Source organism: Bacteroides acidifaciens, assembly GCF_024623065.1.
Lineage (GTDB): Bacteria > Bacteroidota > Bacteroidia > Bacteroidales > Bacteroidaceae > Bacteroides > Bacteroides acidifaciens.
This window is the reverse complement of sequence record NZ_JANJZR010000010.1, coordinates 1-23,369: the sequence shown is the minus strand read 5'-3', so window position 1 is coordinate 23,369 and position 23,369 is coordinate 1. Positions and strand designations below refer to the sequence as shown.

Here is a 23,369-nt window from a genome sequence, read left to right as displayed (position 1 = left end):
GTAATTGATATGAATATAAAAAACTATATGACCTTATGGATATAAAATTAGAAAAGAAGCCGTGGTACATTCGTTATAGATATTATCTGATAGGGGGACTTTTGTTTCTCTCCTTTCTGATTTATGTAATCATCCTTTCATCAGGTCCCAGAAAACTACGTGTTGATGTCGGGAATATCCAGATAGCGGAAGTGGTAGATGCTGACTTCATGGAATATGTAGATGTGGAAGGATTGGTTCAACCCATATTGACTATCAAGGTCAATACCCGCGAAGCGGGAAGTGTAGAAAAGATAGTGGGAGAAGAAGGCAGTTTGCTTCAGCAAGGTGATACGATTCTTGTTCTTTCCAATCCGGACTTGCTTCGTAACATCGAAGACCAGCGTGACGAATGGGAAAAGCAAATGATTACCTATCAGGAGCAGGAGATTGAAATGGAGCAAAAGAGTCTGAATCTGAAACAGCAGGCTCTGACAAATAATTATGAGCTTGAACGTCTGAAAAAAAGCATTGCCCTTGACCGTGAAGAGTATCAGATGGGGGTAAAGAGCAAGGCTCAACTGCAAGTGGCTGAAGATGAGTATAATTACAAACAGAAGAATGCAGCTTTGCAACAGGAGAGCCTGCGGCATGATTCTGCTGTAACAATGATTCGTAAAGAGTTGATTCGTAACGACCGGGAAAGGGAACGGAAGAAATATGAACGCGCTCATGAACGCTTGAATAATTTGGTGGTAACAGCTCCGATAAAAGGACAGCTTAGCTTTGTAAAGGTTACTCCCGGGCAACAAGTCTCTTCCGGTGAAAGCATAGCTGAAATAAAGGTGCTTGACCAATATAAGATCCATACTTCGCTCAGTGAATATTATATTGACCGGATTACTACCGGATTGCCTGCCACTATCAATTATCAGGGAAAGAAATACCCGTTGAAAATAACGAAAGTAGTCCCCGAAGTGAAAGACCGTATGTTTGATGTCGATCTTGTTTTTACAGGTGATATGCCTGATAACGTAAGAGTGGGCAAGAGTTTTCGTGTGCAGATAGAATTGGGGCAACCGGAACAGGCGCTTGTTATCCCACGCGGTAATTTCTATCAGGCTACGGGAGGGCAATGGATTTATAAAGTGAATGCTTCAAAAACAAAAGCTGTCCGCGTTCCTTTATCTATCGGCCGCCAAAATCCGCAGCAGTATGAAATTACAGAAGGTTTGCAGCCCGGAGATTGGGTAATTACGACGGGATATGATACCTTTGGCGATGTGGAAGAATTGATATTGGATTAAAGAGTTAACAGTAAAAACATTATGATAAAACATTATTTGAAAGTTGCATTCAGAAACCTGTTGAAATACAAGACACAAAATATAATCTCTATCATCGGTCTTGCAGTAGGATTGCTATGTTTCTGTATATGTATGTATTGCAGCCGTTTTGTTGAAACGACCAATCATTGTTTCAGTAATTACACCCGCATTGTGGAACTGAATCTTTATGATGACCAGACCGGCACTTGTTTTTCCGGCACGCAGGTGGCTTTGTCCGAAGAACTCCGTACATGGGCGATGGGAGAGGTGGAAGCAATCTCCTGTATGGCATATTCCCGTGAACGTTCTTTTCTTGCCGGGATTTCAGAAGAGAAATCACTGCCTTATGAACTTGAGACGATAGAAATAGATACGTTATATAATAAGGTATTCACTCCCCGGATACTGGCGGGAAATTGGGAGACGGCCAGCCGGACGCCTAATGCTGTCATTTTGAGTGAATCTACCGCCATAAAGATATTCGGTAAGATTGAAACTGCTATCGGCAAGCATCTGACGTTGATGAGACGACTCCATACTTCGCCTGAAAGTACTCCGAAAACAGGAGGTATTGTGTACACTGTCCAGGTAGTAATGGAGGATATTCCGTTGAACAATGGTTTCAGCTTTATGACACATACTGATGCTATGGTGTTAAATGATAGCGAAGGGCTTTTTCAAAGCCCGAAGCGTCATGACATGACAGGAGCCTTAACGTATGTCCTGCTTTCTCCTCATGCGGATATAGCCGCACTGGAACAACAATTTTCGAAGCGCAATTATAGTTATACCATGTATAATCAGGCATATTCGGTTGTAGCGAATTACATTGGCGACCGGAGTCAAAAAAAAGGCGCTTTTGTCCTGGGGTGGGCGACCGGAATAGTCGGTACATTAATACTGCTGGTCGGACTTGTCAATTTCTTCCATTTTCTTATCGGTTCTTTTCTCAATCGCACTAAGGAATACAGTATTATGAAAATGGCCGGATGTAATTGGAGTCAACAATTCTGTCTGCTGTTTGTACAGTCACTGATTGTCATAGTTGCTTCTTCCTTTCTGGTTGTATGGGGAATAGAGTTGATTGGCGACAGGATGGATTTTTCCCTGTCGGGTATTACGATGACTTTTCCTCCTGCCGTCCTTTTGAAACACGCTTTGCAATATATCATTTTTCTCATTCTGCTTTGTGCTGTCATCTGTATGTTTGTATCTGTCCGTATCCGCAGGATTTCAATACAGGACGGAATGCATGGGGGCAACAAGCGTCGCAGAAAACAATGGGGACGTAACTTTATGTTAGGTATTCAGTTCTTTATCTGCTGGATATTTGTATCATTCACCGTTGCGTTATTCTTGCAATCGGAAACAACAACCAAAACACTGTTCCATACATTAAGCCAGAAAGAGAAAGAGGCAATTCTGAGTATCCCGCTAGATTATCCGTTCATGAAAAACGAAGAAAAGCTGGACATGGTAGAACGTTTCAAACAACATGCAGGGGTGAAGGATATTCTGTTGTCAGATATCGCTTATACGCAGGGAGTGTCCGGCAATCTGCTGATGACCGAAAAAGGGAATGATAATTCCTGGACTGATATTGATATTATGTGTGTGCCGCTGAACTTTTTTACTTTTATGAATATTCCGGTAAAGGAAGGTAGGACTATCCTGACAAAACAGGATCTTGTCATGGATGAGGTATGGCAGAACAAGCAAAAGAAGAATGTGATCGGGATGAATTTCTATGACCAGAACAATGATTATACTGTATGCGGAGTTTGTGCCCCTTTTCAGACCGATATTCATAATCATAGCGGCGGTTACGCTTTTATACTCTATGATCCATCCGTATATGTAGGACATTGTTATGTGAAATGCTATCCTCAGCAACAAAAGGAAGTAGTGAAGTGGATTGAAAGGATCCGTCAGGAGATGTTGCCGGAAAATATTCCCTGTCAGGTACGCACATTTCAGGATGACCTTTATGAGATGCAGGCTATGGAATATATCCTGAAAGATATTATTTTGTTTTTCGCAATGGTCAGTATCATTATTACATTGTTGGGTGTATATTCCAGCATTACTCTCGACACCGAACGCAGGCAGAAAGAAGTTGCTGTCCGTAAGGTAAATGGAGCCGGAATCAGGCATATAATCTGGTTATTTGCCCGTTTGTATATAGCTTTGTTGGTGGTTACTGCCATTATATCCTTTCCGTTGGTGTACATGGTGTTGCAGTGGTGGAAACAAATATATACAGTATTCTTTAACTGCGGATGCTGGTTTTGGACAGGAATTTTTCTGTCTGTTGCCATGGTAACGGCATTGACTATCTGGTTTCGTATCATGAGGATTGCAAGAATCAATCCGGTGGAGTCTATCAAGAATGAATAAAAGAATGATATAATTTACGAACAATATAAATTTACGATCATGATTAAGACAGTAAACTTACAGAAGATTTTCAAGACAGAAGAAGTGGAAACTTGGGCGCTGAATAATGTCAGCATCGAGGTGAAGCAAGGTGAGTTTGTAGCCATTATGGGGCCTTCCGGTTGTGGAAAATCCACATTGCTTAATATTTTAGGGCTTTTGGATAACCCGACGGGAGGGGAGTATTATCTGAATGGTACGGAAGTTTCGAAATATACGGAATCGCAGCGTACAAATCTCCGTAAAGGAGTCATTGGTTTTGTATTTCAGAGTTTCAATCTGATAGATGAACTGAATGTGTATGAAAACATTGAACTGCCTTTACTTTATATGGGAATCTCGGCATCCGAACGGAAAAAAAGGGTTGAGACAGCGATGGAGAGAATGGCTATTACTCATCGTAGCAAGCATTTTCCTCAACAACTTTCCGGAGGTCAGCAACAACGTGTTGCTATTGCCCGTGCAGTAGTCGCCAATCCTAAACTGATTCTTGCCGATGAACCGACTGGTAATTTGGACTCCAAAAATGGTAAGGAAGTCATGGGGTTGTTGAGTGAACTGAATAGAGAGGGGACAACAATTGTCATGGTAACCCATTCGCAACATGACGCCGGCTATGCCAATCGCATCATCAACTTGTTTGACGGTCAGGTGGTAACGGAAGTAAGCATGTAAGTACGTTGCATCAAGCAACTATAAATGAGGTATCATGATAAAACACTATCTTAAAGTAGCCTTTCGCAATCTGATGAAGTATAAGACACAAAGTCTTGTCAGTATCATCGGATTGGCAGTCGGATTTACTTGTTTTGCGCTGTCTGCTTTGTGGATTCGTTATGAAATGACTTATGACGATTTTCATGAGGGGGCCGATCGTATTTATTTGGCAGGCAGTAGCTTTCGTCTTTATGGAGACGGATTTAACTATAATTCATCTAGCTTTTTAGCTGATTATTTGGCAAAGAACTGTCCTGAGGTGGAGAAAGTATGTTGTATCTATTATGATTGGGATGAAAAAAAGATTAAGAATGAGGATACCGAGTTTTCGGTACGGCGGATAGAAGTAGATTCAAGTTTCATTTCAATGTTCAATATTAAGGTATTGGACGGAGATAATCATTTACAGCTAAAAAAGGATGAAATTGCTATAACTGAAAATACGGCAGAACGAATATTTGGAAAAGAATCTCCGATAGGTAAACACTTGATTTTCGAAGAAAATAATGAAGAAAAAACAATTGTCGCAATTGTAAAGTCATGGGAAGGGCATTCTTTGTTTTCTTTCGATATATTGTTACCATTTTATGATGCAAGCCCTAATTGGGGACGCCAACGATGTCAAACGCTTTTTCGCACTTATCCCAACTGTGATATGAAAGCATTACAACAAAGATTATCAGAACATGAAGTGCAACAAGAAGGCCATAAATATCCAATCTCTACGCCTATTGCCCTATTATCGACACTGCGGAGTACTCATCCAAGAGAAGATGTAAATGTGAAGTTGGATCATATTCGTCTTTTTGCTTGTATTAGTGGTTTGGTCATCATTTGTGGAATATGCAATTATTTAACAATGCTGGTGACTCGTATCCGGATGCGTAGACGTGAGTTGGCGTTGAGAAAGGTTAATGGTTCATCAAATAGAGGTTTACTTACCCTACTTCTCACAGAACTAGTCTTATTACTGCTTCTATCTTCAGGAGTAGGTTTGGTGTTGATAGAGTTAATTTTGCCCACTTTCAAACGTTTGTCACAAATTGATGAAAGCACTTCATTCTTTTATATTGAAGTATTTGTTTATATCTTATCATTGGTTGCCGTGACAGTTGGTTTTGCATCTCTGCTTATACAATATATCAGTAGGCGAACTCTACTTAATAATATAAGCAAGAAGTCAAATACACATCTCTCAGGATGGTTTTATAAAATCAGTATTTTTTTTCAGCTATTTATCAGCTTAGGCTTTGTGTTTTGTACTTTGGTAATGATGATGCAACTTCATTTTCTATTGAATACTAGGGAACTTGGAATAGAGCGGCATAATGTGGGGGCAGTAGTTTATTGCTCTGAAAATATCCCTTTCAAAGAAGTAGTGAATCAGATACCTGAAATAGCAGAATGTTTGAATGGTTTTCATACACCTATTCCCAAGATGTACTATTCAACATATAGATTAAAAGAATGGGACGGAAAAAATACTGATAGTGAACAATATATTGAACTGGAAGATGAAACGATTAATCAGGAGTATGCCGATTTCTTTGGAGTTGAGGTATTGGACGGAAATATGTTGGATGAAAAGGATGGAAAAGATATGGTTGTTATAAATGAGGCTGCTGTGAAAGCTTTAGGATGGACACAACCGATAGGAAAGAAAATAGGTAAATTAGGAAAGCAATATATAGTGAAAGGTGTCATTAAAAATATTTCATATAACGCTCCAATACATCCGGTAGCTCCTGCCATGTTTCATTTACCGGATAGTAGAGACAGAGGAGGTATTATTTTCAAAGTGAAGGAAGGAACTTGGGACATTGTGTCTGAAAAGATAAAAGCAGAAGTGAATAAAGTTAATCCGAATGCAGAATTGATGTTGTCTAATATGGAAGAAGTTTATGACGCTTATATGAAATCAGAGAGAACATTGTGTAAGCTGTTAAGTGTAGTTTCCGCTATTTGTATAATAATTGCAGTATTCGGTATATTTTCGTTAGTAACTTTATCCTGTCAGCAACGTCGTAAAGAAATAGCCATCCGTAAAGTAAATGGTGCCAGCGCAAGGCTGATTCTGAACTTATTCTTTAAAGAATACTTGCTATTACTTGTTATGGCATCATGCATTGCTTTTCCATTAGGATATGTCATTATGAAACGTTGGCTTGAAAACTATGTAAAACAGACTCCGGTAAACTTGTGGATATATATAGGAATATTTGCGGGAATGCTTCTTGTTATTTTCTCAAGCATTGTATGGAGAGTTTGGAAAGCTGCCATTCAAAATCCGGCAGAAGTGATTAAGAGTGAGTAATAGAATCGTATAACATATAAGATGGATATGAAAAATCAACTATCATCAATTAAAGCATTATTTCGTTTCAGGATTTATACGATAATCAATATTATTGGATTGGCGGTGAGTGTAGCGGCAACGTTAATCATAGTGCGCTATATTCATCAGGAATTAACAGTTGACCATTTCTGTAAGAACTTGAATCAATTATATATATTGACGGCTCAAAGAAGTAATGGTGGCATTTCCATTATTGATAATGCAGACAGGAATGATCCCAATTTTATTGACCCGATGAAGAATCCCGAGGTAGAGGGGTATTCGTATGGTATTTCTTATAAAGATGATTATATCATATACGACGAACATCGCTATCGAGTCAATGTCCTAGTGACAGACAGCTTGTTTCTGCAATTAATGGACTATCCAGTCATATCGGGCATTAAGACTATTCAACGTCCGGATGATGCAATCATTACCCGACAGTATGCCAAGCATCTTTGGGGAGATGAGGAGCCACTCGGAAGGCAGTTTGTCTCTTCGGCAGGTTATACGCTTACCATACGGGGAGTTGTAGATGAACCAGATACCAAGTCTTCATTGCAATTTGACCTGATAACTCCTGTGAATCAGGGAAAGTATATGGATTGGACTCGGATGGGATTCTGTATAGCACGCTTGGCTAAAGGGACTGAACTAAAGAGTTTTAATGAGAAAATATCAAAACCGCAGTCATTGATTTGTTTTGGTCATTCACCTATACAATTCAGACTCTTGCCTTTGAAAGAGTTATATTTTGATAAAGTGGTAAGTTCGGAATCCAGTTTTTTCTTGAGGGGAAATAAAGAGCATATCACGGTCTTATCTATCGTGGCATGTATGTTATTGTTGGTAGGAATCTTCAATTTTATCAATATCTATACGGTTATTATCTTGAAACGGGCGCGTGAGTTTGGAGTTAAAAAAGTGTATGGTGCTAGTGGTATTCACAGATTTTACATCAAAAGACATTTGAAAAAACAGTATCTTTGCATAATTCCAAGTTTATTTCAAATAAGAGAATGTATATGAATAGAATAAAGGTGTTTTTATTGTTTGCAGTTTGGATTGGTCTTAATGCGTGTCAATCGAAAGGAAAACAGGCTATCGAGAAGGAAGTGGGAGAGGATACCTTAATACTAGCTCCAACAGAAGAAGAGAAAACAATAACCGGAGTTGTAGGAGATGCTTCAATGAATAACTTTATGTTAATCACTTCAAAAGGAGATACGCTTTTTATCAGTACGATGGATCAGGAACCGAACGATGTCACAGGTTTTGAGTTGGGAGATACGGTGAGAGTGAATTATATAGAAGAAGAGGAAGAACCCGGTTCGAGTACTATACCGACCGCCCAAAAGGTAGTTGTGATAGGAAAGAAGATCCGGAATAAATAATTAATCTAACAATAACGCAAAATTATGAGAAAGAAAATGTTGGCAGCAACTCTGTTGGCAGGGTTATTGGCTGCGTGTGGCGGTAGTGCTACTTCAGTGGTAGGTACATGGGTAGAGCCTGTACCGGGTATGGCGGGACAAGTACAAGGTATTAAAATGGAAGAGGGTGGTGGTGCATCTTCTGTTAATATGGCTACATTAATTTATGAAAGTTGGAAACAGGAAGGTGGCAAACTGATTCTGACCGGAAAAAGTATTGGTAATGGACAGACAATTGAATTTACAGATACAATGGCGATTAAAAAGCTGACGGCTGATTCATTAGTTTTGGATAATCGGGGAATGGAGATTCGCTATGCAAAACAGAAATAATGTAATTGATAGGTGAATATTCATCTTATTGAATAAATAAAAAAGCTACTTTCCCAATTCAATATAGGAAAGTAGCTTTTTTATAGGGTTATCAATACTGATTATAAAATATCCAAAGCCTTGAATGCTTTCACCAACTTTTCTACAGCACGGTCAATCTGTTCTTTTGTATGAGTAGCCATCAATGCCACACGTACCAACGTATCTTGTGGAGCACATGCCGGTGGAATAACCGGATTGATGAATACACCTTCGTCGAAAGCCAGTTTCGTAACCATGAAAGTCTTTTCCGTATCACGCACATAAAGAGGAATGATAGGTGATTCGGTAGCACCGATTTCAAATCCGGCTTCGCGGAAACGTTTCAATGCATAGTTGGTAGCTTCCCATAATGCTTCAAGTCTTTCCGGCTCGTTCTGGATAATGTGGAGAGCTTCCAAAGCGGATGCAGTAGCAGCCGGAGTATTGGATGCGCTGAATATATAAGTACGCGCATTATGACGCAGCCAGTTGATGATTGAAGAATCAGCAGCAATAAAACCACCGATAGAAGCCAAAGACTTGCTGAAAGTACCCATAATCAAGTCAACCTCGTGAGTCAAACCGAAATGGTCACAAACTCCACGTCCTTGTTTTCCGAATACCCCCAAACCATGAGCTTCGTCTACCATGATAGTAGCATTGTATTTATGTTTCAAGCGTACGATTTCGGGCAAGTTTGCCAAGTCACCTTCCATAGAGAATACGCCGTCCACTATGATTAGTTTCACTGAATCCGGGTTGCACTTTTGAAGTTGCTTTTCCAGATCAGCCATGTCGTTATGCTTATATTTTAATTGCTGGGAAAAGGAGAGGCGACGACCATCTACAATGGATGCGTGGTCGCGGTCATCACAGATGATATAATCATTGCGGTCTGTCAGGGCAGGAATGACACCTGAATTTACTGTAAAACCGGTAGAGAAACAGAGAGCTTCATCTTTACCAACGAAAGCAGCTAATTCTTTTTCCAGTTGAACATGCAGGTCAAGCGTACCATTCAAGAAACGTGACCCTGCGCATCCGGAACCATATTTATGCATGGCTTGAACACCAGCTTCAATAACTCTTTCATCTCCCGTAAGGCCAGTGTATGCATTGGAGCCGAACATCAACACTTCGTGTCCGCCCATTTCTACCTCTGTACCCTGTTTTCCTTCTATCTCACGGAAATATGGGTAAACGCCCTGTGCCATAAACTTTTGTGGCAGGTCGTACTTAGCTAACTTATCTTGTAATAATCCCATGAATTATAATTTATAATACTCATACTCAGACCATTCGTCGACGGTCTAATATCCTTTTGTCTTAACAAGTGTTTAAAACAGGGGGCAAAGATAACAAAATTTGCTTTCATACATTCTTTTTAAGAGAAAAAAGTTGCTAGCTTGAGATTAGAAACCTCTAATAGATTAAAATTTAAGATATTTATATTACTTTTGTCGTCTACAATCGACAAGAATAGCATGAACGAAAGTATGAGAAAAATAAAATTCGTCGTCAATCCTATTTCCGGGACACAAAGTAAAGAATTGGTTCTTAGCTTGCTGGATGAGAAAATAGACAAGACGAAATACTCTTGGGAAGTAGTATATACAGAAAGAGCCGGTCATGCAGTAGAGATAGCCGCCCAAGCTGCGGAAGAAAAAACGGATGTAGTGGTGGCTATCGGTGGAGACGGGACAATCAATGAAATAGCTCGTTCGCTGGTGCATACTGATACAGCTTTAGGGATTATACCTTGCGGATCGGGTAATGGGCTGGCGCGACATCTGCATATACCTATGGAACCGAAAAAAGCATTGGAGGTGCTTAATGAGGGATGTACGGATATAATAGATTATGGTAAGATTAACGGAACAGATTTCTTCTGCACTTGTGGAGTAGGATTTGACGCTTTTGTCAGTCTGAAGTTTGCGCATGCCGGCAAACGCGGATTATTGACTTATCTGGAAAAAACATTGCAGGAAAGCCTAAAATATCAGCCGGAGACTTACGAACTGGAGACTGAAAACGGAGTGTCCAAGTACAAGGCTTTTCTTATTGCTTGCGGAAACGCATCACAATATGGAAATAATGCTTATATTGCCCCACAAGCCACTCTGACAGATGGTCTGTTGGATGTCACCATATTAGAACCGTTCACCGTTCTGGATGTACCTTCACTTGCCTTTCAGCTATTTAATAAGACAATCGACCAGAATAGCCGTATCAAGACTTTCCGTTGCAAGAAGTTGTGTATTCGCCGGAATACTCCGGGAGTGGTGCATTTCGACGGTGACCCCATGGAGACAGACGCAGATGTCAATATTGAGTTAATCCAAAGCGGATTACGTGTAGTAGTGCCGCATGCGGCTGAAAAAGATGCAGCCAATGTGCTTCAAAGAGCGCAAGAATATATGAATGGCATTAAATTGATGAATGAAGCCATCGTTGACAATATAACAGACAAAAACAAGAAAATATTGCAAAAGTTGACAAAGAAAGTCTGAGAAAATTAAGGGTAACTAATCACGAATTACAAATTATTACGTACTTTTGCAGAGTTTTGGTTCGGCCAAAAAGAAAACGCAAGTGATAATCGTTTATTAAATAAGAAAATATATGTTCAGAACACACACATGTGGAGAACTGAGAATCTCTGATGCAAATAAGCAAGTAACGCTGTCTGGCTGGGTACAGCGTAGCCGTAAAATGGGAGGTATGACTTTCATCGACCTTCGCGACCGTTACGGAATTACTCAATTAGTCTTTAACGAAGAAATCAATGCTGAACTTTGTGAACGTGCCAATAAATTGGGACGTGAGTTCGTCATTCAAATCACAGGAACTGTGAACGAGCGTTTCAGTAAGAATGCCAACATTCCTACCGGAGACATTGAAATCATTGTTTCCGAATTGAACGTGCTGAACACTGCCATGACTCCGCCGTTCACCATTGAAGACAATACGGATGGCGGTGATGATATCCGTATGAAATACCGTTACCTGGATTTGCGCCGTAACGCTGTTCGCTCTAACTTGGAACTGCGTCACAAAATGACAATCGAAGTGCGCAAATATCTCGATAGCCTTGGTTTTATCGAAGTAGAAACACCGGTTCTGATCGGTTCTACTCCGGAAGGTGCACGAGACTTTATCGTTCCGTCACGTATGAATCCGGGACAGTTCTATGCACTTCCGCAATCACCGCAGACTTTGAAGCAATTATTGATGGTTTCCGGTTTCGACCGTTACTTCCAGATTGCGAAATGTTTCCGCGACGAGGACTTGCGTGCCGACCGTCAGCCTGAGTTTACACAGATTGACTGTGAAATGAGTTTCGTAGAACAGGAAGACATTATCACTACTTTCGAAGGGATGGCTAAACATCTGTTCAAGACCCTTCGCGGTGTGGAACTGACCGAACCGTTCCAGCGTATGGCTTGGGCTGATGCCATGAAATATTATGGTAGCGACAAACCGGATTTGCGTTTCGGCATGAAATTCGTGGAACTGATGGATATTATGAAAGGTCACGGATTCTCTGTATTTGATAATGCTGCTTATATCGGTGGTATCTGTGCCGAAGGTGCTGCAACTTATACCCGCAAGCAACTGGATGCGTTGACCGAGTTCGTGAAGAAACCTCAGATTGGTGCCAAAGGTATGGTTTATGCTCGTGTGGAAGCAGATGGTACAGTAAAATCAAGCGTAGATAAGTTCTACACACAAGAAGTTCTTCAGCAGATGAAGGAAGCATTTGGTGCCAAACCAGGTGACTTGATTCTGATTCTGTCCGGTGATGATGTGATGAAGACACGCAAACAACTTTGCGAACTCCGTTTGGAAATGGGGTCTCAGTTGGGCTTGCGCGATAAGAATAAATTTGTTTGCCTTTGGGTAATTGACTTCCCGATGTTCGAATGGAGTGAAGAAGAAGGTCGCCTGATGGCTATGCACCATCCGTTCACTCATCCGAAGGAAGAGGATATTCCGTTGTTGGATACTGATCCGGCGGCAGTGCGCGCTGATGCTTACGATATGGTTGTCAACGGGGTTGAAGTAGGTGGTGGTTCTATCCGTATCCACGATGCACAGTTGCAAGCAAAGATGTTCGAGATTTTAGGATTTACTCCTGAAAAGGCAGAAGCACAGTTCGGCTTCCTGATGAATGCCTTTAAGTATGGTGCGCCTCCTCATGGTGGTTTGGCATACGGACTTGACCGTTGGGTGTCTTTGTTTGCCGGTTTGGATTCTATCCGCGACTGTATCGCATTCCCGAAGAACAACTCCGGTCGTGACGTGATGTTGGATGCACCGTCTGCAATTGACCAGACTCAACTTGACGAACTTAATCTGATTGTTGATTTCAAAGAAGGCGAGTGAAAGAATCTGTACGCATATTCCGTTTTATAGTAATCGGTACGATGAATGCCCTCATTATGGCATTGGTTGTATGGTTGATGATGAAAGAAATATCATTCGACGGTGACTATATGGTGGCTAATATAACAGCGTACCTGATAGCTCAGATTCATAACTTTATCTGGTGCAAATATTGGATATTCCCTGTAGAAAATAAAAAGAATAGTATCTGGAAACAGATACTATTCTTTTGTTCTGCTTTCGGGTTGGCGTATACAGCACAATTCTTATTCCTTATTTTATTAGTGGAAGGATTGGATGTAAATGAATATCTGGCTCAATTTTTGGGGTTGTTTATTTATGGAGGGGCTAATTTTCTAGCTAACAAGAAAATAACTTTTCAATGAAATAGTTATTATATATAGTGTATAGGAATGGCACAGAGTTTTAAATTTAGATTTTGGCTCTGTGCCATTCTTATTTTTTTACTGCAGTAGGGGACATTTTTCACATAATAAATTATAGAAAGGGCTGTCTGACAAGTCCCTCATTAATAATTTCACCCACGCTATAACTATCTGTAGCGTGGGTGATTTTCAATATTTAGAATTCGTTAGACGGTTCCTTTGGGGTGTTGTGATATTTATAAATATCCTCTTTTATGTCTTGGGAGTAAACTTTATTGGAGAACTTCTGCATTGAACTTTAGTCGAGGAAGCGTTTGGTAAGTCCTTCGTATTCGTCAATCCGGCGATCGCGGAGGAAGGGCCACCAACGGCGGACGTTTTCTGAGTGTTCCATATCTATTTCCACTACCATGTTTTCCGGATGATTGTTTCCGGCTTGTGCCAGAAATTCTCCTTGCGGTCCTGCAACGAAACTGTTTCCCCAAAATAGAATGCCGTTTGTCTGTCCAGAAGGATCGGGTTCGTGTCCTACACGGTTGACAGAGATAACAGGAAGACCATTGGCAACGGCATGTGCACGCTGCGAAATAATCCAGGCGTTGAGTTGGCGGGCTTTTTCATCGTCCGTGTCACTGCTTTCCCAGCCGATGGCGGTAGGATAAATTAATAGTTCCGCGCCTTTCAGTGCCATCAGACGGGCAGCTTCCGGATACCATTGATCCCAGCATACCAATACGCCCAACTTTCCTAATGAGGTTTGAATGGGTTCAAAACCGATGTCTCCGGGAGTGAAGTAGAATTTCTCGTAGTAAGCCGGGTCATCGGGAATATGCATTTTCCGGTACTTTCCCGCAATGCTTCCATCACGGTCGAAAACAACGGCAGTGTTATGATAAATTCCCGGTGCACGTTTCTCAAAAAGAGAGGTGACAAGGACTACTTTATTGGCGGCTGCCAACTCGGAATAAAAGCCTGTGGATGGTCCGGGAATGGGTTCAGCCAGATCAAACAGGTTGGTGTTTTCTGTTTGGCAGAAATAAAGTGAGTTGTGTAACTCTTGAAGCACAATCAGTTGCGCACCGTGAGCAGCGCAAGCCTCGATACTCTTTGCGAGGTTCATCAGGTTGACCCGAATATCTGCGGTATTGGATTGTTGGATGATTCCGACTTTTATCTTTTTCATAATGAATAATTACTTGGTTGATTCATTTGTTATTTTATAACTCCTAATGGGTATTGCATGGTGACACAATGCAGGGAACCGTGTTGCTTAATCAGGGCACGACAATCTATTCCGATTACTTGATGGTCTGGAAATGCTTGTTGTAACACTTCACTTGCTTTTTGGTCATTCACCGGCTGATGGTATGTCGGGTATAGAATAACTTCGTTCATAATCAAGAAGTTCGCGTAAGTTGCGGGCAGGCGTTCGCCGTCTTCTTCTATCTTGTCTGCCATCGGTAAGGCTAACAGGCGATAGGGTTCTCCTGCTAGGGTGCGGAATGTCTTCAGTTGTTCCTCCATTGCGAGCAATGCTTCGTAGTGTTCGTCTTCTTTGTCATCGCATTTCACGTAAGCAATGGTGTCAGTAGAACAGAAACGTGCCAAAGTGTCGATGTGGCTGTCAGTGTCGTCGCCGGCAAGATAGCCGTGGTCTAACCAAAGAACCTTTTGCAGATGGAAGGTGGATTTCAGGTATTCTTCTATCTCTGCTTGGTTCAGCTTTCCGTTCCGTTGGGGAGAAAGCAGACACTCGGAGGTAGTGAGCAGTGTGCCCATTCCGTCGCTTTCGATAGAGCCTCCTTCGAGAACGAAGTCGAGGCGGTCGATATACTGGCCTTTCAAAGCCCCGGCTTCTACCGCTTGTTTGGTGATTTGATTATCCAGTTCGGAAGCAAATTTCAGTCCCCAACCGTTAAATGTAAAGTCGAGCAGGGAAGGGGTGCCGGTGTCTATCATGGTGATGGCTCCGTGGTCGCGTGCCCATGTATCATTGGTGGCACATTCCAGAAAGCGGACGTTGTTCATGTTGACGGTAGCGGCTATCTGTTTTTTCACTTCTTCCGGTTCGGGGGTGACAATCAATAGCAACTCTCGTTTCGCTATTTCCCTGGCTATGTTTATAAAACACTCTTGCACTTCTGCCAGCATGTATGCCCAGTCTGTACCGGCGTGTGGCCATGTCAACTGTATACCACTCTGCATATGCCATTCGGCGGGCAGATGAGGTGCTCTCATTTCTACCTGCACGGTCATATTTTTGCCGAAATTCAACTGCAAATCTTTTTCCGAGCCGCTTGGGCTGGGAAGTCCAACCATGATTCCCATTAAGACTATTATCTATTTAGTTATTTATAAAATCAGTTTATTGTCTGCGTCAGTCATTAGTGTGCCTGTTGCGCAATCATTACGTATTATTATGAATTCGTTTCTTGCTTTGGCTTCCGGTCAAAGAACGGATTCTTGGAGGATGCGCTTACCGGAATTGCCATTACCGTCTTACAGTCTTTCAGCCAGTTCAGGCGTTGTGCTGCCAGTCCGGCGGAGAACATCACACGTGTATCTACACGCAAATCGGCTGCCGTAGCACAGGCGGAGCCTATGGCGATGCCTACATCTATGCTGTTCAATGCGCAGGGAACTCCTTCGGTACGTTCGGCGCAGGTGGTGAAACCGCAATGGCCGCAGTTCAAGCCTTGTGCCTGCTCGCGCGTTCCTATTAATATAACACATTCGGCATTTAAAATGTTGTCAGCATCACGAAGGAAAAATTTCATTCCGTGTTCTTCTACCATAGCTATCATAGTGTCCGATAGTTGTTTAATCTCTTCATCCGTGATTAGTGCCACTTCGATAATATCGATTCCTTTTCCTTTGGGAGCAGTACGCGCAGCCGTCATCATTTGGCGGGCTACTTGTAGTACATGCTCGTGACGGGCATCTCTTTCGTTCAGTATCATAACTTTTCTTGAATTAATTAGTGAGACAAAGATAAATTAAAATTGGAAAACTTTACATTAAACGATGAAAGAAAAAACTTTCATATCGAACTTTGTGTTATTGGGTGGAAAAGTCTATCTTTGTATCTGTCAACTCCTAAATAATATGAGTATATGAGTAACAAAATTTATCCTATTGGCATACAGAACTTTGAAAAAATACGTAAAGGTGGTTATTGCTATATAGATAAAACTGCCTTGATTTATCAGATGGTGAAAACGGGCAGTTACTATTTTCTAAGTCGTCCACGTCGCTTTGGGAAAAGCCTGTTACTATCTACTTTGGAAGCCTATTTTCAAGGGAAAAAAGAACTTTTCGAAGGATTGGCGATGGAGAAGCTGGAAAAGGAGTGGATTAAATATCCCATTTTGCATTTAGATCTGAATGCGGAGAAATATACGACTCCCGAAGCGCTCGACCAAGTTTTAGAAAGTGCTTTACGCGGTTGGGAAGCTCTCTATGGCGCACAGGATTACGAGAAAACATTCGCTTCTCGCTTTCAAGGTGTGATTCAGCGTGCTTGTGAGCAGACGGGACAGAGTGTCGTTATTTTGGTGGATGAGTATGATAAGCCTATGTTGCAGGCAATCGGCAATGATGAACTTCAGAAGAGTTTTCGTGATACATTGAAGGCCTTTTATGGAGCTTTAAAAAGCAAGGATGGCTACATTAAGTTTGGCATGCTCACAGGAGTGACAAAATCCGGAAAGGTGAGCGTGTTTAGTGACCTGAACAACCTGGAGGATATATCTATGCGTCAGCAATACATTGAAATCTGCGGAATCAGTGATCATGAGTTGCATGAGAACTTTGAAACAGAATTGCATGAATTTGCTGATGCGCAGAATTTGGCGTATGATAAAATTTGTACTGAAATGCGTGAAAGATATGATGGTTATCATTTTACTCATGATTCTGTAGGTATGTATAATCCGTTTAGCTTACTTAATACACTTAAATACAATACGTTTGGTAACTACTGGTTTGAAACGGGGACACCTACTTATTTGGTCGAATTGCTAAAAAAACATCATTACGATCTTCACCGGATGGCTCATGAAGAAACCAGTGCTGATGTACTGAATAGTATTGATTCAACTTCCGACAATCCTATCCCTGTGATTTATCAGAGCGGTTATCTTACCATAAAAGGCTACGATCGTGAATTTGAGACTTATCGTTTGGGATTTCCCAATCGTGAAGTAGAGGAAGGTTTTGTGAAATATCTCATGCCTTTTTATGCCAATATAAATGCCGTAGAATCATCTTTTGAGATTCAGAAGTTCGTTCGTGAAGTCCGTTCTGGAGATTATGATTCTTTTTTCCGTCGTCTTCAGAGTTTTTTTGCAGATACTCCTTATGAGATGGTTCGCGATTTGGAATTGCATTATCAGAATGTTCTCTTTATCGTGTTCAAATTAGTCGGTTTTTATGTAAAAGTAGAATATCATACAAGTCGGGGACGTATCGATCTTGTCTTGCAAACTGATAAATTTATCTATGTCATGGAATTCAAACTGGAGGGTACGGCTGAAGAGGCTTTGCGACAGATTAATGAGAAACATTATGCGAAACCTTTTGAGAGTGACGAGCGCCGACTGTTCAAAATAGGGGTGAATTTCAGCGCTGAGACAAGAAACATTGAAAAGTGGGTGGCAGAGTAAGGTTTGAATCATAGGCAATTTCAATAGACATAATTCAGGCGAAAATCTCAAGATAACAACAGTGATTTGTCTTCTCTTGGCTGTTTTATAGAAAAACAAAGTGTAATAAATTGTTTATCAATCGATTCATTACACTTTGTTGCAATTTTGTTATGCATCTATTTTAAAATAAACTCTTTCACTTCTTTATATCTTTCAATTTTGGCAGCATCAGGTATTGCGTTTCCATGTGGAAAGGCAATATTGAAAAAGGTCGTATCACTATTTCTTAATAATTGCCCCATATTACCACAATTAGAAAAGTATTTCTTTTTTAATCCCAAATGTTTATGAATAAATATTTTAAGGACTTTACTATGTAAAATGATTGCTACTTTGGGCTTGTATTCAAGAATTGTTCTCTCTAATTGTATGCAGTGCGCCATAGTTGGGGTGACTTCAGTACTATTGCTGTTTGCTATATTAGTGACTAAATCTGTTATACCAAAATTCCGTTGATTAATATTAAAGATTGTATCTCCAAATATACATTCATCAGCATATTCTTTATCGACTTCTTTTAAAATCAGTCCACTTTTATATAATTGATTCCAAAAAGATTGCTTTACTGAAAAGTAATGTCCTTTCTGATTAGATATGACGGCTGGATTTAAGCCGACAAACAAAATGTCTAAATTTTCTCTTACAAATGGTTTTAATGTAATTCTGTTCATAAATAATAGTTCGTCAAATATTTCTTTAACACTTATGCAGCTATTACCACAAATTTAATCCCCTCTTCCCATAGTTTTGATTTTTCTGGATTCGGCTCAATGCCTAACAGGGAAATAGATATTTTTGGGAATAAATATTAAGGAAGTTGATCGATTCTCAGTATGCGTTCTGCTCTTTTGATAATATGTCAGATTCTTTCCTTTTATCGTAAGTAATGAGTTCTTTATGGCATTTGGGACATTTGAATATGACGTCCGGTTTATCAGGAGCTTCTATCACATTCTTGCAATAGGGACATTCAACCATTGAAGAATCAATCTTTTTCATTTCATTATTGTTTTCCATATAATCAAAGTTTATATTATTAAACATCTATTCCTATAAAATTTAAAAACGCAAATATCCAACATAACATGAATAAACAGAATAGCGCTGTTAGAATTAAAAAGTCTTCATTATGTTTTTTTACACCAATTTTTCGAGAAAGAAGAATCCTAACTCCAATTTCTGGTTTGGGAATTGCCGATTTTTTTTCCATAAACATCCTATTTATAATATCATTTCGACTCCCTAAAATGAGGTTATACATAAAAAAGAAAGTGTGGAGTCATCTGTTTATCTATCGGGAGGCTCTGGTAAACCTAAGGAACAAATAAACAATACCCCACACTTGTATAGATATGCACATGACAGCGCATAATGGAATACAAGTGACGAGTGTTATTGTTATCCCTGTTCCTTTTGAAATTTACCAGATTTCCCGAATAAGGATAAAAGCAAAACACTTTCATCTATTAATTATATGTAAAGTTGCACAACTACTTGTGACAACGTTGCAAATATAGACAATCTTTTGCAATATAACACTTCAAGGGCATTGTTTTTTGTTTTTAGCGTATAAATTATTCGCTAATAATCAATCTCATTTTCTATCAGTTCATCATCGCATTCATCTATTTGTGTATCGAAAACTTCCGATGGAAAAGTCATCTCATCTTCCGGATCGGCAAGAAAATCATCCAAACGTCCGTTGAAATCATCTTCCGGGTAATAAGTGTTGGAGTCATTTTCCTTCTTTTCTGTTTTCGGAAGAAGTTCATCTTCGTTGCTCAGTGAAGAAGAGGTGTATGAACAATTGCCGGAATCAGGATGAATGGACGAAGCATTCCTGTCAAGACTTCTCATTAATTCTTTCTGTGCCAACTGGTCTTGATAGACAAAATAGCTAAAGACAACAACAAGAGCTGAGATACCTACGGTTCTGAATATCTTTTTTATTTTCATATTTAGGAAATTGAAGTTCTATTTTCATGCATTCCTCTGCAGTGCTTCTTCATACACCTTTCGGACGCGTTCTCGAAGATGTAACGGTTTGATTACCGTAAGTGAGCTGCTACGTGCAAGCAACGCCATTACAAAATCATTGGTAATACGGAGGCGCAATGTAATCCGGAATTCTGTTTCGTTGTCTACAATGATTGTCTGCGAATGGTGCAGAGGAACAGATTTTAAGAATCTGCCATCTAGTGCACTGTAACTCAATTCAATATTTTCTATGGGAATATCCGGCTGGTTCCAGATACCATAACTGTCCTTAAATAAGTCGTTTGCATCAATATTCATATCTTTCTTGAAGGTTTCTTCATAATAAATCCGGAGGTTACGGATACAGTCTACGTTGAATATTTTCAGCACGTTATTATCGTAGGCGAGAAGATACCAGCGTTGCTGGTCTTCTTTCAGATAATGGGGAAGGACTTTCTTTTCACGCATTCTGCCTTCTTCGCGTACATATATATAATTATTGCTGTCCGGTAAAAAACGACAAAATCATATATTCTCTACAAATATAATAAGTTACACCTGTTTTACGAAAAAGGGCTTGTCATTTGAGGCGATGTGAAATTGGTAGCATTAAGCATCAAAAAGCCCTTAAAAGACATCTATACGAGTCTGTTTCATGCTGTATGAGATAAAAATAGTCCATTTCCTATCATGTCAAAGTTTTACCGGACAGCAATAATATATAATCGAATGCTACCGGATGAGAGAATTTGATGGCCTTTATCAATGCCGGAAGGCATTCGGTGTCAGACGGACGGTGATGTTCGGCAAGGACATAAGTATGCAGATTGGATGTTTTATCCAAAGCATTCAGTAAATCGAAGTTCAGCAACAGGCGTTCGTATTGCTCGTTAATCAGACTGTCCTCTTCATTGATATAATAGCCGTTCCGTTTTTTGTCGAAGCGGACGCAAATACCGAACAAATCTTCTATATCTTTAAAATCACGTTGTATGGTCCGAATATCAACAGGCGTCGCGTCACGCTCTTCCATGCGAAGCCGCACATATTCCTCCAGCTCTTCACGCGGAACATAACGTTGCCTTTCTTTCAATTTGTTGATAATAACCAGCATTCGTTGTATGCCTTCCAATTTCTTTCCCATAGTCTGCTTTCTTTTGGATTTCTACCGGCAAAGATAATGAGCTATGACGACAAAACATGTCGTTCTGTCGGATTTATACAAAACCTCCCGCTTTTGTTTCCCATCGATATCCGAAAAGTCTTGTTTTTTGTGTACTTTTGGCGAGAATTTCAAGAGAACAAATAAATGTTACATATCAATAACGCCTGCATAACCTTTGGGACAGAAGTGCTTTTCTCCGGTTTTAACCTGAAACTGGAACGGGGAGAAACAGCCTGTATCGTAGGACAATCCGGTTGCGGAAAAACATCGTTGCTGAATGCAGTGATGGGATTCGTCCCATTGAAAGAAGGGACTATTCGAGTGGGGGAAATATTTCTTGATAGATCCACTATTGATAGTGTCCGGCGTCAGATTGCATGGATTCCGCAAGAGTTAGCGTTACCATTTGAATGGGTGAAGGAAATGGTCGCCCTGCCGTTCGAGTTGAAAGTGAACCGCTCGGTTCCTTTTTCGGAAGAAAGGCTTTTCGCGTGCTTTGACGAATTGGGATTGGATCACGAATTATATACAAAGAGAGTGAATGAAGTTTCGGGCGGACAACGGCAACGTATTATGCTTGCAGTGGCTGCGATGCTTGATAAACCTCTCATTATCATAGATGAACCGACTTCTGCCTTGGATTCCGGAACAACCGATAAAGTGCTTTCTTTTTTCCGGCGACAGGCGGAAAAAGGAGCGGCTGTACTTGCTGTGTCTCACGACAAGGACTTTGCATCGGGGTGTCATTATGTAATAGAACTATAATCCAAATCGAATAAAACAGTAAGAATATATACCGTGGGAACGATTGACATATCATATTATAACTTAGCCATAGGCTTGCTTCTGCTTGCCATTCCGTTCTTTTATTTATGGAAATTCAAGACAGGATTACTGAAACCTGCCGTGATCGGTACAATACGGATGATTATCCAACTGTTCTTCATCGGCATGTACTTGAAATATCTTTTTTTATGGAATAATCCCTGGATTAATTTCCTTTGGGTGATTATTATGATATTCGTAGCCGGACAAACCGCATTGGTACGTACCCAGTTGAAACGCAGTATTTTGCTGATTCCGATTTCAGTTGGGTTTCTTTGCAGTGTCGTGTTGGTAGGGTTGTATTTCATAGGTATTGTTCTTCAATTGGATAATATTTTCAGTGCTCAATACTTTGTTCCGATATTCGGTATTCTGATGGGAAATATGCTTTCGAGCAATGTTATTGCCTTGAATACTTATTATAGCGGATTGAAACGTGAACAACAATTATATAGATATTTATTGGGCAATGGGGCTACCAGACAGGAAGCGCAGGCACCGTTTATCCGGCAGGCGATTATTAAATCATTCAGCCCGTTGATTGCGAATATTGCTGTAATGGGATTGGTAGCTTTCCCGGGGACAATGATTGGACAGATTCTAGGCGGAAGTACTCCGAACGTTGCCATTAAATATCAGATGATGATTATGGTAATCACCTTCACCGCCTCCATGCTGTCGTTGATGATAACCATTTCATTGGCTTCGCGAAAGTCTTTTGATGCATATGGGAAGCTTCTGGAAGTATCGAAAGAAACTAAGAAATGACAATAACCGACCATATATTCCAGAAAGTAGCCGAAATATCCATACCGCATTTCTTTGTTACAGTGGAATTTGCAGCAATGGGTAGTGGGATGCCCCAAGGTATTGAAACCTTTTTGCAGGAAAAGCATAAGGCGATTCTTCGAGGCGCGAACGGTCGTAAATTTATCTACCGGGAAGGAGAGTGGCGATTGATTTTTACTTTTTCCCCTACGGATAGAGTAGTCGATGAACGCTATGCTCTCAAGAATAAAACCTCTCTCCATATATATAAGAAATAAAACTTGCTGTCATCTGTCACATTTTTGTACTTAAAGGGCTGATTAGTGCGAGGTTAGAGTGTGACAGCACGGTGTGACAACAGTGTGATGGCAAATGTTGCTGTCACAAGAAGTAAGTTCCAAGTTGTTTCCTTTATTTAACGTAAGTTCGATATAATTTTGTCCGCATGGTTTGGGGCTGACTAAAAAGCCCCCCTCATCTTTTTCCTCAATTTAAATAATAGTCCACACAATAAAAAGTCTCCCTTTCTTTAGTTTTCATGGAGACTTTTTATTGTACACAGCGCATTGTT

General features: G+C 40.4%; 24 protein-coding genes. 14 read left to right on the top strand and 10 right to left on the bottom strand.

Features of this window, described 5'->3' with window-relative positions; all coding sequences use genetic code 11:
• Positions 1-35: 35 nt before the first annotated feature.
• The 7 genes from NSB03_RS04645 to NSB03_RS04615 are packed head-to-tail and all read left to right on the top strand — an operon-like array spanning position 36 to position 8,564.
• Positions 36-1,286, top strand: a complete 1,251-nt coding sequence (locus NSB03_RS04645) for an efflux RND transporter periplasmic adaptor subunit (protein WP_257466252.1) — start codon at positions 36-38, stop codon at positions 1,284-1,286.
• A 21-nt stretch (positions 1,287-1,307) separates the two neighbouring features.
• Complete coding sequence (locus tag NSB03_RS04640; protein WP_024987027.1) at positions 1,308-3,704, top strand: ABC transporter permease; 2,397 nt, start codon at positions 1,308-1,310, stop codon at positions 3,702-3,704.
• A gap of 12 nt (positions 3,705-3,716) precedes the next feature.
• A complete protein-coding gene (locus NSB03_RS04635) occupies positions 3,717-4,418 on the top strand; it encodes an ABC transporter ATP-binding protein (RefSeq protein WP_285819499.1) in 702 nt (233 codons plus the stop codon).
• 34 nt (positions 4,419-4,452) lie between these two features.
• Positions 4,453-6,774: an ABC transporter permease gene (locus tag NSB03_RS04630; protein WP_024987028.1), complete on the top strand. Its 2,322-nt coding sequence runs from the start codon at positions 4,453-4,455 to the stop codon at positions 6,772-6,774.
• Between the two features lie 27 nt (positions 6,775-6,801).
• Positions 6,802-7,827, top strand: coding sequence for an ABC transporter permease (locus tag NSB03_RS04625; RefSeq protein WP_257420304.1), 1,026 nt, complete (start codon positions 6,802-6,804; stop codon positions 7,825-7,827).
• Positions 7,824-8,192, top strand: coding sequence for a hypothetical protein (locus NSB03_RS04620; RefSeq protein WP_024987031.1), 369 nt, complete (start codon positions 7,824-7,826; stop codon positions 8,190-8,192). Before NSB03_RS04625 ends, NSB03_RS04620 begins: the two co-directional genes overlap by 4 nt.
• 24 nt (positions 8,193-8,216) lie before the next feature.
• On the top strand, positions 8,217-8,564 hold the full coding sequence (locus tag NSB03_RS04615) for a lipocalin-like domain-containing protein (protein WP_024987032.1): 348 nt from the start codon (positions 8,217-8,219) through the stop codon (positions 8,562-8,564).
• Between the two features lie 101 nt (positions 8,565-8,665).
• On the opposite strand, the gene spt is transcribed toward NSB03_RS04615, so the two are convergent.
• The gene (gene spt, locus NSB03_RS04610) at positions 8,666-9,850 is read right to left on the bottom strand and encodes a serine palmitoyltransferase (RefSeq protein WP_024987033.1); all 1,185 of its coding nucleotides are present in this window, start codon (positions 9,848-9,850) and stop codon (positions 8,666-8,668) included.
• 219 nt (positions 9,851-10,069) lie between these two features.
• On the opposite strand from spt, the gene NSB03_RS04605 reads away from it, so the two are divergent.
• The 3 genes from NSB03_RS04605 to NSB03_RS04595 all read left to right on the top strand — a co-directional run bounded on the left by NSB03_RS04605 (position 10,070) and on the right by NSB03_RS04595 (position 13,357).
• Positions 10,070-11,095 carry a diacylglycerol/lipid kinase family protein gene (locus NSB03_RS04605; RefSeq protein ID WP_024987034.1) on the top strand — a complete coding sequence of 342 codons (1,026 nt, stop codon included), beginning with the start codon at positions 10,070-10,072 and terminating at the stop codon, positions 11,093-11,095.
• A 112-nt stretch (positions 11,096-11,207) separates the two neighbouring features.
• Complete coding sequence (gene aspS / locus NSB03_RS04600) at positions 11,208-12,971, top strand: aspartate--tRNA ligase (RefSeq protein ID WP_024987035.1); 1,764 nt, start codon at positions 11,208-11,210, stop codon at positions 12,969-12,971.
• Positions 12,968-13,357, top strand: a complete 390-nt coding sequence (locus NSB03_RS04595; RefSeq protein ID WP_024987036.1) for a GtrA family protein — start codon at positions 12,968-12,970, stop codon at positions 13,355-13,357. Before aspS ends, NSB03_RS04595 begins: the two co-directional genes overlap by 4 nt.
• A gap of 298 nt (positions 13,358-13,655) precedes the next feature.
• On the opposite strand, the gene NSB03_RS04590 is transcribed toward NSB03_RS04595, so the two are convergent.
• The 3 genes from NSB03_RS04590 to NSB03_RS04580 form a co-directional block, all read right to left on the bottom strand.
• A complete protein-coding gene (locus NSB03_RS04590) occupies positions 13,656-14,540 on the bottom strand; it encodes a carbon-nitrogen hydrolase (RefSeq protein ID WP_257466250.1) in 885 nt (294 codons plus the stop codon).
• A gap of 29 nt (positions 14,541-14,569) precedes the next feature.
• Positions 14,570-15,685, bottom strand: coding sequence for an agmatine deiminase family protein (locus tag NSB03_RS04585; protein ID WP_024987037.1), 1,116 nt, complete (start codon positions 15,683-15,685; stop codon positions 14,570-14,572).
• A gap of 89 nt (positions 15,686-15,774) precedes the next feature.
• Positions 15,775-16,317, bottom strand: a complete 543-nt coding sequence (locus NSB03_RS04580) for a ferredoxin domain-containing protein (RefSeq protein WP_024987038.1) — start codon at positions 16,315-16,317, stop codon at positions 15,775-15,777.
• A gap of 153 nt (positions 16,318-16,470) precedes the next feature.
• On the opposite strand from NSB03_RS04580, the gene NSB03_RS04575 reads away from it, so the two are divergent.
• Positions 16,471-18,021 carry a PD-(D/E)XK nuclease domain-containing ATP-binding protein gene (locus tag NSB03_RS04575; protein WP_024987039.1) on the top strand — a complete coding sequence of 517 codons (1,551 nt, stop codon included), beginning with the start codon at positions 16,471-16,473 and terminating at the stop codon, positions 18,019-18,021.
• Positions 18,022-18,179: 158 nt separating this feature from the next.
• Here NSB03_RS04575 and NSB03_RS04570 read toward each other — a convergent pair whose 3' ends face one another.
• The 6 genes from NSB03_RS04570 to NSB03_RS04545 form a co-directional block, all read right to left on the bottom strand.
• The gene (locus NSB03_RS04570) at positions 18,180-18,734 is read right to left on the bottom strand and encodes a uracil-DNA glycosylase family protein (RefSeq protein WP_024987040.1); all 555 of its coding nucleotides are present in this window, start codon (positions 18,732-18,734) and stop codon (positions 18,180-18,182) included.
• A 157-nt stretch (positions 18,735-18,891) separates the two neighbouring features.
• A complete protein-coding gene (locus tag NSB03_RS04565; protein ID WP_257466249.1) occupies positions 18,892-19,062 on the bottom strand; it encodes a hypothetical protein in 171 nt (56 codons plus the stop codon).
• A gap of 37 nt (positions 19,063-19,099) precedes the next feature.
• On the bottom strand, positions 19,100-19,273 hold the full coding sequence (locus NSB03_RS04560; RefSeq protein ID WP_257466248.1) for a hypothetical protein: 174 nt from the start codon (positions 19,271-19,273) through the stop codon (positions 19,100-19,102).
• 371 nt (positions 19,274-19,644) lie between these two features.
• The gene (locus NSB03_RS04555) at positions 19,645-20,019 is read right to left on the bottom strand and encodes a hypothetical protein (RefSeq protein WP_024987041.1); all 375 of its coding nucleotides are present in this window, start codon (positions 20,017-20,019) and stop codon (positions 19,645-19,647) included.
• 24 nt (positions 20,020-20,043) lie between these two features.
• Positions 20,044-20,532: a helix-turn-helix transcriptional regulator gene (locus tag NSB03_RS04550; RefSeq protein ID WP_257466257.1), complete on the bottom strand. Its 489-nt coding sequence runs from the start codon at positions 20,530-20,532 to the stop codon at positions 20,044-20,046.
• A 196-nt stretch (positions 20,533-20,728) separates the two neighbouring features.
• Complete coding sequence (locus NSB03_RS04545; protein ID WP_257466247.1) at positions 20,729-21,184, bottom strand: hypothetical protein; 456 nt, start codon at positions 21,182-21,184, stop codon at positions 20,729-20,731.
• Between the two features lie 165 nt (positions 21,185-21,349).
• On the opposite strand from NSB03_RS04545, the gene NSB03_RS04540 reads away from it, so the two are divergent.
• From NSB03_RS04540 to NSB03_RS04530, 3 genes are read left to right on the top strand one after another with little or no spacing between them, the layout of a single operon-like run.
• On the top strand, positions 21,350-21,970 hold the full coding sequence (locus NSB03_RS04540) for an ABC transporter ATP-binding protein (RefSeq protein ID WP_024988865.1): 621 nt from the start codon (positions 21,350-21,352) through the stop codon (positions 21,968-21,970).
• Positions 21,971-22,003: 33 nt separating this feature from the next.
• On the top strand, positions 22,004-22,798 hold the full coding sequence (locus NSB03_RS04535) for an ABC transporter permease (protein WP_257466246.1): 795 nt from the start codon (positions 22,004-22,006) through the stop codon (positions 22,796-22,798).
• Positions 22,795-23,076 (top strand): hypothetical protein, encoded by a 282-nt coding sequence (locus tag NSB03_RS04530; protein ID WP_024988866.1) that lies wholly within the window; start codon positions 22,795-22,797, stop codon positions 23,074-23,076. The genes NSB03_RS04535 and NSB03_RS04530 overlap by 4 nt, the downstream gene beginning before the upstream one ends.
• Positions 23,077-23,369 lie beyond the last annotated feature (293 nt).